Source organism: Trichocoleus sp. FACHB-262, assembly GCF_014696035.1.
GTDB lineage: Bacteria > Cyanobacteriota > Cyanobacteriia > FACHB-46 > FACHB-46 > Trichocoleus.
Genome location: NZ_JACJPK010000090.1, coordinates 254,888 through 267,557, shown reverse-complemented (window position 1 = coordinate 267,557; position 12,670 = coordinate 254,888). Strand labels below are relative to the sequence as shown.

Here is a 12,670-nt window from a genome sequence, read left to right as displayed (position 1 = left end):
GCGTTGCACTTCTTCTTGGGTGCATGGCCTGTGATTGGCATCTGGTTCACGTCCTTGGGCATCAGCACGATGGCGTTCAACCTGAACGGGTTCAACTTCAACCAGTCGATCATCGACTCACAGGGTCAAGTGATTGGCACCTGGGCCGACGTACTGAACCGCGCGAACCTGGGGATGGAAGTGATGCACGAGCGCAACGCTCACAACTTCCCCCTTGACCTGGCTGCGGGCGAAGCTGCTCCTGTAGCGCTAAGTGCACCTGCAATCCACGGTTAATCTTCAGCTAGTCTCTAGCTAAACAAAAAGCGCTCTCCTCACGGGGGCGCTTTTTGCATGGCTGACCCTCAACCCTGCTAAAATCAGAGTTTCTGAGTTATGTAAAGAAATATGGGCAACACCTTCGGCCATTTATTCCGCATCACAACCTTTGGCGAATCTCACGGCGGTGGGGTAGGTGTCGTGATTGATGGTTGCCCTCCGAAACTAGAGCTCTCCGCTGAAGAAATCCAGTTTGAACTCGATCGCCGTCGGCCTGGACAGAGCAAGATTACCACTCCCCGCAAAGAAGCCGATACCTGCGAAATTCTCTCTGGCGTCTTTGAAGGCAAGACCTTAGGTACTCCGATCGCAATCTTGGTACGGAATAAGGATACCCGATCGCAAGACTATGACGAGATGGTGGAGAAGTACCGTCCTTCTCATGCCGATGCTACTTATGATGCCAAGTATGGCATTCGCAACTGGCAGGGAGGTGGTCGCTCATCGGCCCGAGAAACCATTGGTCGGGTGGCAGCAGGGGCGATCGCTAAGAAGATTTTGCAGCAGGTTGCTGGCATTGAAGTCTTAGGTTATGTCAAGCGGATTAAAGATTTAGAAGCGGTGATTGATTCCAAAACCGTCACTCTAGAGCAAGTTGAAAGTAACATTGTGCGCTGCCCTAACCTAGAATGTGCCGAGCAAATGATCGCCCTTGTGGAGTCAGCTCGTGACCAAGGCGATTCTCTAGGTGGGGTGGTTGAATGTGTGGCTCGCAGTGTTCCTAAAGGGCTTGGTTCTCCCGTGTTTGATAAGTTGGAAGCCGACTTAGCTAAGGGAGTAATGTCCCTACCTGCTACCAAAGGCTTTGAAATTGGCTCTGGATTTGCTGGCACCTTAATGACGGGCAGCGAGCATAATGACGAATTTTACATTGATGAAGCTGGTGAAGTTCGTACAGCCACTAACCGTTCTGGCGGTGTTCAAGGTGGCATCTCCAATGGGGAAGACATTGTGATTCGGGTTGCCTTCAAGCCCACCGCCACGATTCGTAAGGAGCAACGTACTGTTACCACGGAAGGCGAAGAAACGACGCTGGCTGGTAAAGGTCGTCATGACCCTTGCGTTTTACCAAGGGCAGTGCCAATGGTAGAAGCGATGGTTGCCTTGGTGCTTTGCGATCATCTTTTGCGTCAGCACGGCCAATGTAAGGTGTTGTAGGCGATCGCTCTACTGGAGACAACAACAATTCGCCTGGAGAAGACCTAGAGTTTCTCCAGGTTTTCTATAGCTTGCTAGAGGTCAGGTTACGGAACCCACCTGAGGAAACATCGATGACCGTGTTGCTCTGTAATATCTGCACCCAGTCGGTGATAGAAACTAAGTCCGCGAATATTGCGAGCATCAGCATTCCAGGCAAGATGAGTACAGTCATTTTCCTGAGAAATTTGAGCTAGACGAGTCATTAACGCCACACCTACACCTTGGCTTCTCATCGCCTCATCTACATACAGATCGTCGAGCCAAATACTGGGTTGACCTGCAAACGATGAGTATCTGAATCCATACAAGGCAAAGCCGACTTCACATCCTGAAAGCTCTGCGAACAAGACGTAAGAAAAGGGAACTACGCCAAAAAGTGTTTTGTATATTTTTTCTTCGGATGTCTGCAAGTTACCGGAAAAAGCACCGATATTTCGATCAAATTCTGCCTTCTTCTGAATGAATGAGAAAATTAGTGCCACGTCATCGGAATTGGCGGATCTGATTCTCACTCATTAAATCCTCAATCACCTCAAAACCAGAAAAAACAGCAGGATAATCTATCTCAGCTTGATAGTCCTGTTTTAGTGCTCCCGGGATAAGGATTGATCTGTATTTTGCACAATAACCTTTCTCAAAGAACACTCGAAGCCCGTGCTACAAAAGGCTTTCTGCGAGAAGGTAGAAAACGAATTGAAAAGGCGGCACCCAGATTCGAACTGGGGGTAAAGGATTTGCAGTCCTCTGCCTTACCACTTGGCCATGCCGCCAACCTTTCAGGATTACAAGTATATCAAATTTTTCTACAAATTCATCATTTGAATTCAATTTTATTTCTAACAAGCATATTTCAGTTCATGAGCATCTATCAGCAGAAATCACCTGCTGGCTATTTAGTTGTATACCGTTCGTCAATAGGTTGGGAACAAAGGGGTGGGGACTGAACCTTCACTAGGGAACCTGCCTCTGCACCCCATTTAGAAACTCAGAAAATCGGTGGAATGGATTAGCCAAACCAACTAGAGGGAGCAGAGCCTGAGCTGATTTCTGGAGGAATGTGGTGGCTCACCCAATCTGCGTTTTCTTCAACCAAGCGCTCAATTCCCTCTCTCACCATTAACCGCAGGCGATCGCGCAAGGGCCGAGGCACTAAAGTTGGGTCTGCTTCTAAATTGCTGTGCTCCTCAATCATGGCGTAGCAAGCTGGCACACAATTGAGCACATAAGCGATGAGTTGCTCGCGTAATTCTGGTATCGCAAACGCTTGGCGGTAGGGATGGTAGTGATAGGTATCTAAAACGTTTTCGATCTCTAAAGAAACTAATGGCAGCGTTAGATTGGCGATAGTTTTGGACATTTTCCTAACTCCAGCTTTCTTAAAGGCATGGAATAATCGGCAACGACCTCACACCATTTGAGAAAATTTTCTAGAGCAAAAACTGTAGCAAGATGCTCTAGAACTTTAATTACAGGATAGTTTCTTTCATAAGAGGCAGAAAAGCCTTTAACATTTATTATTTTCTTTTTAGGCTGTATGTCATAGCAATCTAATCGAAACTGAGGCATTAATAGTGCCATAGTTAACAGCGTGTCTTCAAGCAGAGAGCCAGCGGTGCCTCGAAAATAAAGTTGCATCTAAATCCGGGAAAGCTATAGCTGCGTTGATTTCCAAGCTATGCTCAGCAGTGCTACAGCCTCAATAGCTAGCCCTAAGAATTTCAAGGCTGCTCTTACTCAATTGACTAATCAGACTATATCAAGCTGAATATGAAGTATCACTCAAGTTGATAAGAACTTAGGTTTTAGGCCTGCGAGGATAGAGTCTCTAGTTGAATATTCTTGACCGAGTAACTACCGAAGATTTTAAGAGTTTCAGTATAGTTTTTTAGTTCTACTAAAGCAGCTTGAACAGACGGTTCCCGTAAGTCTGCTTCAAAATCCATAAAAAATAAATAGTCACCGAGCGATCGCTTAGTCGGGCGCGATTCAATCCGACTCAGATTAATTCCCCGTTCGGCCAAAACTTGTAAAGGCTTTACCAAAGCTCCGGGTACATTAGCCGCAACACTAAACCCAAGCGAAGTATGAGTACCACTAGGGGCAGAATCTAAACTCAAAACCCAAAAGCGGGTGCAATTGCCTGGGTAATCATTAATGGGATGAGCCAACATCGGCAAGTTGTAGAGTTGGGCGGCTCTTGGAGAGGCGATCGCACCAATGGTGGGGTCATTATCCAAAAGCTGCAAGGCTTCAGTAGTGGAATTGTTAGCAATGAGTTGGGCGTTCGGCAGAAACTTTTCTAGCCACTCCTGGCACTGAGCCAAGGCTTGAGGATGAGAATAGACCGTCTTGATTGTTTCTAAATTTTTCGCTCGTGATAGTAGCGCATGCACAATTGGCAAAACCAAGGCTTGCTGAATCTGCAACTGATCGAACTGCCAAAGTGTATCTAATGTAATTGTGACAATCCCTTCAATTGAGTTCTCCACGGGTACGACTGCCATCTGGGTGTCGCCTTGAGCTACAGCTCGCAGAGTTTGCCCAATGTTGGAGTAGGGACAAAGCAGGGTAGATTGGCCTGTCGCTTGGGTCAAATGGTACGAAAAAGCCAATGCTGCTGTCTCGGCATTGGTGCCAGAAGGCCCCAAATGCGCAATTGATACCGCCATAAAGTCTATCTATTACTCTGTAAGTCTGGAGCTAAGTAACTAGTTTTATGAACATTCTTAAAAGTCGAATTTAATCACCTATCATCATTCGTTGACGAAAGCCTGGTCTATACAAGGGTGAAACTACTTGTTCTCTCAAAAGCCTGAGATTCAGACTATAAAAAAACTGTAAAATTCAGTGAATAGCAACAGCACCCTTACTTATCCTCGCATGTACACTCGCTTCGTAGCATCCCAAGGGGTGGAAATCGCTGTTCCAGAACAGCCCATTCCCATTCAACACTATTTACGACAACCCCAACGCCTCGTGAATGCATTAGCCGACCCGAGTCGAGTTGAGCTGCTAACAGAAGAATGCTTCCGCTTAAAGATGCGTCCTCTGTCCTTTATGAACCTAAGCATTCAACCCACTGTTGACATGAGAGTATGGGCTGACAGTGACGGAACCGTACATCTAGAGTCTGTTGCTTGCGAGATTCGGGGAGTGGAATACATCAATCAGCGATTTAGACTCAATCTCGCAGGGCAACTCTCTCCAGTGTTGTTGTATGGAGTCACTCACCTAAAAGGGCAGGCAAACTTAGAGGTTAACGTAGAACTGCCGCCACCTTTTTCATTCATGCCTCGCCCATTGCTCGAAGCTACAGGTAATGGTCTATTGAAGAGTGTTTTGCTCACCGTCAAACAACGACTAATGCATCAGTTGTTGTCAGATTATCGACGCTGGGTTCAGGCTCAAGCAACCAGACCAACAGCACCACCCGCTACTTTGCCCATCAATAGCCCGACAATCTAGCCTTTTACTGCACTAATCATCCAGATAGTTAAAGTTCTAATTGAGTGCAGATGGGTGCGATCCCCTCAAGCGCTGACGCAGTGCTAGACTCGCGCACCCGACAAGGAGCAAACGAACGTCGGTGAAAGGGAGAAGGTCCTAGCTGTTGCAAAGCTTGGCGATGTCGGGTAGTCCCATATCCTTTGTTAGCCAGCAGATCGTAAGCTGGATAATGAGCTGCTAAACGAGCAATGAATTGATCTCGCCAAACCTTAGCAACAATGCTAGCTGCCGCGATCGCAACCGAGTTTTGGTCACCTTTGACTAAGGTTTGTTGAGCAATGGCTAGCCTCGGAATTTTTTGATTACCATCAATCAAACACAAGCTTGGCTGAACTTGTAACTTCAAGATAGCTCTGTGCATGGCTAACAGCGAAGCTTGCAAGATATTAAGTTGATCAATTTCGACCACAGAAGCAAGGCCAATTTGACAGGCGATCGCAACTGTCCGAATGTGACCCGCTAATTGTTGTCTCTGCCCGCTCGACAGTTGTTTGCTATCGGCAACACCCACCTGAACTAGAGACGAAAGTTTGTTAGGTGGCAAAATCACGGCTGCCGCTACCACAGGCCCAAATAAAGCGCCTCGGCCTACTTCATCCACACCAGCAATCAGTTCCTGAGTGTAAAGGAAATCTGGTGATTCTAGAAGTTTAAGCTGCTTAGCCTGCATTGCCACCTTAGCCAAACGCCAAGCCCTCTAGCTTTCAGCTTTGTTGGAAGCGTCAGCAGCAGAGGAGCGCCGACGCCGACGCCGAGCTGGTCCTAGGTTATCTTCCTCCGCTTCGGTAGTAACAGGTGTCACCTCAGCCTCATTTGTCTCAGACTGAAGCGGTGCTACTACATCCTCCGAGACGGGTGAGACTGTTGGAGGTGCAGTTTCTACAGTAGCTGGGGTGTTTCTAACCGGAGGAGCAACCCGCGGCACTTCAGCAGAGCGAGGGGAAGCAAACTCGACAGCCGACGAGGAAGTCGCGCCATTCTCGGTCGGAGTAACGAGTGCGCTCGGTACAGGCGGTGCTTCTCCAGGCAAAGTAACCTGGATAATCGTAGATTTAGGGTCTTTAACTTCTCGGTTCGCTAAGACCAAGGGGGAAATACCCATCAACGCAAACACATCCTGTTCTTCTGGCGTCATCTCAACGGTGACAACTTCAGGAGGTTCAACCACGGGCTTAATAAACTCTCGCTTGGTAGTTTTTACCCGCTCTGGTCTTTCAGATTCAGCTTCCTTCGGGACAATGACGGGGAAGTCTTCTAAAGGAGACACTGTTTCGGCTTCAGCAATAAACTCCGCCTTAACTGCGATCGTTTTAGCAGGAATAATCTCTCTAGGATTAATCGGTCCCTTAGGAGCAACTTCCCCTTCACCTAAAGTGATGCCAATCCGCCGACGGCGACGGCGACGGTTGTTACCAGGACCACCCCGCTCCTGATAATTGGGATGGTTCATCAAATCTGGCTCTAGCGGATCGCTGCCACTGTCAAACTCTAAGTCATCACTCCGTCCCTCCCAAGGACTAAAGGTAGCGGGTTCAGGATTCAGGGGTTCTCTGTTAATTGGTTCTCTGCTAATCGGTTCGCGATTGATTGGCTCCCGATTGATTGGCTCGCGAATTCGCACACGCGGCTCTGTACTAGGAGCGGCAGATTCTCTCATCCCAAAGGTGCCCGATCGCTCTGCTACATCAGCGTCGTATTGAGGCACTTCTCCTGGTAAATGAACCGTGTGCCCTAAACCGCCACAAGTTTGGCAAGTGCGACCAAACAGTTCATAAATATTTTGACCCTGACGCTTCCGGGTCAGTTCAACCAAGCCTAGCTCTGACAGTTGAGCGATTTGAGGTCTGGCTTTGTCTGATTTCAGCGCTTTGTTAAAGTGCTCCAAAACTTGCATCTGGTCTCGCCGAGTATCCATGTCGATGAAGTCAACAATGATTACACCAGCCAGATTACGCAGGCGGAGTTGACGCGCAATTTCAGTTGCAGCTTCGCAGTTGGTCCAAAGTACAGTCTCGCGGGCTGTGGCCGATCGCGTGAACGAGCCAGAGTTCACGTCAATGACAGTCAGAGCCTCGGTCGGCTCAATGATGATATAGCCACCGGAGGGCAAATCAACTCTGGGCTTCAGAGCTTCGCGAATTGCAGCATTAACTCGGAAGTACTCTAAGACAGAAATGCGATCGCGATGCTGATCAATCAACACCCCTTGCGGCGATCGCCCACCGCTCCAGTTGATCAAGTGCTGCTTCACCCGCTTGAGACCAGTGTGAGAATCTACGACAATCCGATTCACCTCACCACTGTACGTATCTCGCAACACCCGCTGAATGAAGTCGTCATCGCGGTTCAGCAAAGCAGGGGCTCTAGTGGAGCTAGCTTCCTGTAAAATAGATTCCCACTGCTTTTGAAGTGCTTCTAAATCTTCCAGAATCGCTTCTTCAGCCATTCCTTCTGCTTCAGTTCTGACCAGTAACCCCATCCCAGCAGGTTTAATTAAGATGGCGAGGGCTCTCAAACGGTTGCGCTCGTTTTCGTTGCGAATCCGTCGCGAGAGGTTCACCCCTTTACCGTAGGGCATCAAGACCAAGTAGCGTCCTGGCAGTGTGATATTCCCTGTGAGTCGAGGCCCTTTGTTGCCTGTCGGCTCTTTCATCACCTGAACTAAGACTTTTTGCTGGGGAGCCAATAGTTCCGTAATGGAAGCGGCAGAGCGCCTTAAGCGCAGTGGGCCTAGGTCTGTCACATGAATGAAGCCATTCCGCTCAGAATCGCCGATGTTCACAAAGGCAGCGTCAATGCCAGGTAAAACATTCTCAACGACACCCAGGTAGACATCACTAATCTGATGGCTGCCTGTAGCAACAATCAACTCTTGGATTTGATCTTCAGAAAAAACAGCAGCGATGCGATGCTGCTCAGCGATAATAATTTGTTTTGACATTCAATTTCCTCAAAAATTGGCAGCAGTAAAGGCACCACAACACTTACGCCTCTAACACTTTGCTGGCTTTAAGCTGACGTCGAAGAAAAGCAGACTGAGTGCGTCTCAACCGGGTGAGGTGCAGACCGCCTACAGAACAATCGAATGAAAGAGTCGATGATTGAGTGAACAATCAGCAATCAGGCGCTAACGAGTGCAGTAATCTAAGACAGAACCTTCCTGTAAAGGGTTAGGTACTGGAAGCGGCGGAATCGCAGGCGGCAGAAAGTCTTTCAGAAGCAGGCTAGAACATCCTTTCTCAGGCCACTACTCAGCGGCAACTCTAAAGGCTTTTGTTCTTCAACTACTTCTATCTGAGAAGCATTATAGCGTGCAGATACTTCGATGCTACCCTGTTAGGTTGGCAGCGATTAAAAATAAGCATACACCTTAATCCAGGAAAAGCTTTCAATCTTTAGGACTTCCTGAGTTGCGGTTTATAAAGTTACGTTCAGAAGGTTGAGAAATAAACCGAATACTATCAGTTTGATTGAAAATCGCAATATTTCAAAAAGTGGTTGCTTTTGACCATTGAGTGGGCAGGCACCAGACCTGCCCTTAAAGAGACCTAATTACTGGGCTGGCGCGGCCAAACCGAGTTGATTGCGGTGGGTATGTACGAGGCGTAACTCTCTTTGAGATACCTGTTCCAACATATAAAGCACCTGCTCTGGTTTCAGCAAAGTGCCATCGTTACGGCAGCTACCCACAAAGCGTAGGACGGTTGCAGCCTCGCCTAACTCTGGATGAGCAGGCATCAACGCTAGCTCAAACAAGCGATCGCGCAAGTTGATGGTTTGCACTTTGCCAGATTTGGTTGTCTGTTCCCAAGCAATCGTATCTTGAGCTTTAATTGCGGCAATCCAAGCTTGCCACTGCTCAAGAGTGGGGTAGCTAAGACTCGCTAGTTCTTCATCCCCAGCAACCGTGAGTGTAATCCAGTATTCAGCTTGCTCTAGCAACTGCGTGGCCGAGGGCGTTTTCAGATCCACGACTTCCGCGCGGTAGATTGGAATGTCAGTAGGTAGACAAGCAGCCAGCTTTTGTTGAAAGACATCCACATCAACGGGTTTAGTCAGTTCAAAGTCAACGATTTCTCCAGCACTTGTGGCACCCAAAGGCAGCGCATTGGCGATGGAAATGCGGGGCATGGGGTGAAAGCCACCCGTAAAGGCAATCGGTAGTGCAGCCCGGCGGATGATTCGATCCCAGAGCCGCACCAAGTCCAAGTGGCTGACCAAAGCCATGTCGCCTTGTTTGCCAAACCACACTCGAATCCGCTGCGATCGCTCTTGATTCGGTGTGAAGTGACCTTGAAAATCAGGGATGGGCGGCGGTGCGATCGCCACGTTATGACCAAAGTCTGGGCCACAGACCCCACAGTGAGAGCAGCCTTCAAAGGAGCAGTCGGGCACGATCGCTGTTGCTAAAGCCCGTAGCAAGTCTTCTTTGAGCCACTTTTTATCAATGCCAGTATCGAGGTGGTCCCAAGGCAGTGGAGCATCTAAGCGTGCGTCTGTATAGTCATTGCTAACCATCGGATCGTCTGCACTGGGGCCCCCAGAAGCGAGTTCATGAGCAACCGACTCATTTATTGTCATGAGGCTCCATTCGCCTTGCTCCACTTGGCGGTATTTCCAAGACAAGCCTGCCTCAGCGATCGCTTGCGTCCAAGCCCCAAACGCACGCTCTAGGCTTTCCCACCAAGAATCCATCCCTGCGCCTAGTTCCCAAGCCCGCCGCACGACAGCACCTAGACGGCGATCGCCCCGACCTACAAAATCTTCCATCGCCGAAATTCGAACATCGGTGAAGTTAACCTTTAACCCCCGAATGCGCCGGAACTCCTCCCGGAGTAAGGCTTGTTTGCGCTCAAATTCCGTAGTTGAAACCGAGTGCCATTGGAAAGGCGTGTGGGGCTTAGGAGTGAAGTTAGAAATGGTCAGATTGAAGCTAAAAGATTTGCGGCCTTTGCCGCGGCATTCTTGCTGCAACCAACGCACGGTTTCGGCAATGCCAATTACATCAGCATCGGTTTCACCTGGCAAGCCGATCATGAAGTAGAGCTTGACTTTATCCCAACCTTGCTCATGGGCAGTTTTCACGCCTCGCAGTAGTTCTTCGTTAGTTAAACCTTTATTAATAATGTCGCGGAGGCGTTGTGTTCCTGCTTCCGGGGCAAAGGTCAGCCCCATTTGGCGCGTACCGCCAATCATGTTGGCAATATTTTCGTCAAAGCGATCGACGCGCTGGCTCGGCAAAGAAAGAGAGATATTTTCATCTTTGAGCCGATTTTTAATCTCCACGCCCACCGCAGGCAGCGCTAAATAATCGGAACAACTCAAAGACAACAAGGAAAACTCGTTATAGCCTGTAGCTCGCATTCCCTGCTCAATCGCGTCTACCACCTGTTCGGGTTCTACATCTCTAGCTGGGCGAGTCAGCATTCCCGGTTGGCAAAAGCGGCAGCCACGGGTGCAACCACGGCGTACCTCAATGGTGAGGCGATCGTGAACCGTTTGGACGTAAGGCACCAAGCCAATCGAATAAGCTGGAAGCGGCACAGCAACACGCCGTAAAACGCGCTCGGGCACACCGGGACGATTGGGATGCACCGAACCATCCGCCGCCATATCGTAGAACTGGGGTACGTAGACTCCCGGAACCTGGGCCAGATCTAGAAGTAGTTGTTCGCGGTTTAGCCCTGCCGCTTTGCCTTCTTCTAGAACTAGGCCAATTTCAGGCAACAGTTCTTCACCATCGCCCAAAGCAATAAAATCGAAAAATTCTGCGTAAGGCTCTGGGTTAGAGGTAGCTGTTTGTCCGCCTGCAAAAATTAGCGGGTAACTACCTTGCTGGACGTTCCAAGGTTCTGTTGTGGCTCGTTCTCGCCAGGTCAGCGGGATACTTGCCAAATCAAGCATTTCTAAAATATTGGTAGCCCCTAGCTCGTAGCTGAGGCTGAAACCCAAGATATCAAAATCAGTCAGCGATCGCCGCGACTCCACCGCAAACAACGACGTTTGGGTGCTGCGTAGCTTACTCGCCAAATCTGGAGCAGGCAAATAAGCGCGATCGCATAGCTGCCGAGGTTGGGTGTTGAGAATGTTGTAGAGGATGATGTGGCCTAAGTTAGACGCACCCACCTCATAGATTTCTGGATAGGTCAGCACCCAGCGTACCGAGGCGCTGTCCCAACCTTTATGAAAAGCTCCCAGCTCATTGCCCAGGTAGCGGGCTGGTCGCAAAATTTCAGGAGTCAGTAATTCTTCGATTGCAACTGCCACGGCAAAAAGCTCTCTTTTGGTTCCAGCAACTGCGACTGTCTTTCAGTTAGTAGTTCGCCCTACTACTATACTGAAATGTCTTGAGCAACCGTTCGAGCAGTTGTGGAACCTAAGAATTTAGTGGCTGTGGGCAGAGCTAGCAGCCATAGGAGCTAAGCAGTAACGGCGATTGCTGCTTCAAAGGAGGCTCGATCCTCAAAGATTTCAAACACGCGGTCGAGCTGAGTTAACTCGAAAATAATCCGAATAGAAGCAGACATACAGCAAAGGCTAAAGCGGTGGTTGAAGCGTTGAGCCGAGCTGAGAGCAGACACTAAGGTCATCAGCCCTGTGCTATCTAGAGACTCTACCTTGCTCATGTCAATCAACACGACTTGAGGTTGTCGAGAGGAGACAGCGGTCGTTAGTTGCTGCTGCAACTCAACGGAATTTGAAGCATTGATATGGCCTTGAGGCTGCACCACTGTAACTTGAGGCTGAAGCAGAACAGTTTTCATAACCGCAATCCCGTAAGCACTAAAAATCAAAAAGAACTTTAATACGATGTTTAGACCATAGTCGGTCGCCTTTCCGTTCGCCTACTGCCCTAAGGCTAATTTGCGGAATCTTCATGCGATCGCCCCATATGTTTAAAGTTTTGGGTAAGTGTTATTACGGAATGGTATGGCAGACTACTAATTTCCGGTTTTCTGGGCCGATCTGAGATGAATCCTAAAACATTGCTCCTCTAGCTAACGCTTTTTTCAGAGTAGACCTCCTTATAAGCATTTAGAAGTTACTCAATTAGATATACAAAAGAATTTTGCCCTGCATGAGTAGGAAAGTTAAGTAGCAGAAAATCCGATGAAAGCATGCTTAAAATGGAAACTTGTGGAAAAATTCAGCGCGTCTAGGAAAACCACATTCAAAGCTAAACCCTGGAATAGCTAGCCTTTCAGCGTTCGCAGTATGATTCCATTCTTTAATGGCCGCCATAATTAGCTATCCTGAACTAAGGCTTAACTCTAAAAAATAAATCTACGCATCTTCTAGAAAAAATCCTTAGTTTTTATCGTTGTCAATCATCCAATGGCATGATTTTACTGTTCTTTAAGCCAAATCTTTTTCTGGAGTAAAGTTGTTGCCTAGAGTACAGTCATAGATTAAAAGCCGTAGTAGCACTGCTAAAATACTTAAATCTAAATCTGCTAGTTTTAATCTTTCGTTAACCTTATTAAAACTATTTAAAGACATTGTGTTTTGCTCAAATTCAGCTTAGACAAGACTTCCCTTAAAACACGGAAGATTTCGAGCAAAATCGTGACGAGGATCACTTAAAAATACGGTCTGCGATCACCTTTTTACTCACAAGCTCGGTAGAGAATTCTAAGTATGAAGT

The 12,670-nt window shown here is 48.2% G+C and carries 10 protein-coding genes, 1 tRNA gene and 1 pseudogene; 3 read left to right on the top strand and 9 right to left on the bottom strand.

Annotated elements, in window-relative coordinates; genetic code table 11:
• Both H6F68_RS21685 and aroC read left to right on the top strand, forming a co-directional pair.
• Positions 1-276 (top strand): annotated as a pseudogene (locus H6F68_RS21685) (photosystem II q(b) protein); the annotation flags it as partial.
• Between the two features lie 111 nt (positions 277-387).
• Positions 388-1,476: a chorismate synthase gene (gene aroC / locus H6F68_RS21680; RefSeq protein ID WP_190562160.1), complete on the top strand. Its 1,089-nt coding sequence runs from the start codon at positions 388-390 to the stop codon at positions 1,474-1,476.
• Between the two features lie 86 nt (positions 1,477-1,562).
• On the opposite strand, the gene H6F68_RS21675 is transcribed toward aroC, so the two are convergent.
• The 5 genes from H6F68_RS21675 to pheA form a co-directional block, all read right to left on the bottom strand.
• Positions 1,563-2,000, bottom strand: coding sequence for a GNAT family N-acetyltransferase (locus tag H6F68_RS21675; RefSeq protein WP_313930209.1), 438 nt, complete (start codon positions 1,998-2,000; stop codon positions 1,563-1,565).
• Positions 2,001-2,217: 217 nt separating this feature from the next.
• Positions 2,218-2,288, bottom strand: a tRNA-Cys gene (locus H6F68_RS21670).
• A 236-nt stretch (positions 2,289-2,524) separates the two neighbouring features.
• On the bottom strand, positions 2,525-2,875 hold the full coding sequence (locus H6F68_RS21665; protein WP_190562156.1) for a hypothetical protein: 351 nt from the start codon (positions 2,873-2,875) through the stop codon (positions 2,525-2,527).
• Positions 2,851-3,096, bottom strand: a complete 246-nt coding sequence (locus H6F68_RS21660; RefSeq protein ID WP_206755547.1) for a hypothetical protein — start codon at positions 3,094-3,096, stop codon at positions 2,851-2,853. Before H6F68_RS21660 ends, H6F68_RS21665 begins: the two co-directional genes overlap by 25 nt.
• 224 nt (positions 3,097-3,320) lie before the next feature.
• Positions 3,321-4,187: a prephenate dehydratase gene (pheA, locus tag H6F68_RS21655; protein ID WP_190562152.1), complete on the bottom strand. Its 867-nt coding sequence runs from the start codon at positions 4,185-4,187 to the stop codon at positions 3,321-3,323.
• 178 nt (positions 4,188-4,365) lie between these two features.
• Between pheA and H6F68_RS21650 the strand changes: the two genes are divergently transcribed.
• Positions 4,366-4,983 carry a DUF1997 domain-containing protein gene (locus H6F68_RS21650; protein WP_313930208.1) on the top strand — a complete coding sequence of 206 codons (618 nt, stop codon included), beginning with the start codon at positions 4,366-4,368 and terminating at the stop codon, positions 4,981-4,983.
• Positions 4,984-5,011: 28 nt separating this feature from the next.
• Here H6F68_RS21650 and H6F68_RS21645 read toward each other — a convergent pair whose 3' ends face one another.
• From H6F68_RS21645 to H6F68_RS21630, 4 genes are all read right to left on the bottom strand, one after another.
• Positions 5,012-5,695, bottom strand: coding sequence for a ribonuclease HII (locus H6F68_RS21645; protein WP_190562150.1), 684 nt, complete (start codon positions 5,693-5,695; stop codon positions 5,012-5,014).
• 27 nt (positions 5,696-5,722) lie between these two features.
• On the bottom strand, positions 5,723-7,966 hold the full coding sequence (locus H6F68_RS21640) for an Rne/Rng family ribonuclease (protein WP_190562148.1): 2,244 nt from the start codon (positions 7,964-7,966) through the stop codon (positions 5,723-5,725).
• A gap of 611 nt (positions 7,967-8,577) precedes the next feature.
• Positions 8,578-11,292 carry a TIGR03960 family B12-binding radical SAM protein gene (locus H6F68_RS21635; protein ID WP_190562146.1) on the bottom strand — a complete coding sequence of 905 codons (2,715 nt, stop codon included), beginning with the start codon at positions 11,290-11,292 and terminating at the stop codon, positions 8,578-8,580.
• A 152-nt stretch (positions 11,293-11,444) separates the two neighbouring features.
• Complete coding sequence (locus tag H6F68_RS21630; protein ID WP_190562144.1) at positions 11,445-11,789, bottom strand: STAS domain-containing protein; 345 nt, start codon at positions 11,787-11,789, stop codon at positions 11,445-11,447.
• Positions 11,790-12,670 lie beyond the last annotated feature (881 nt).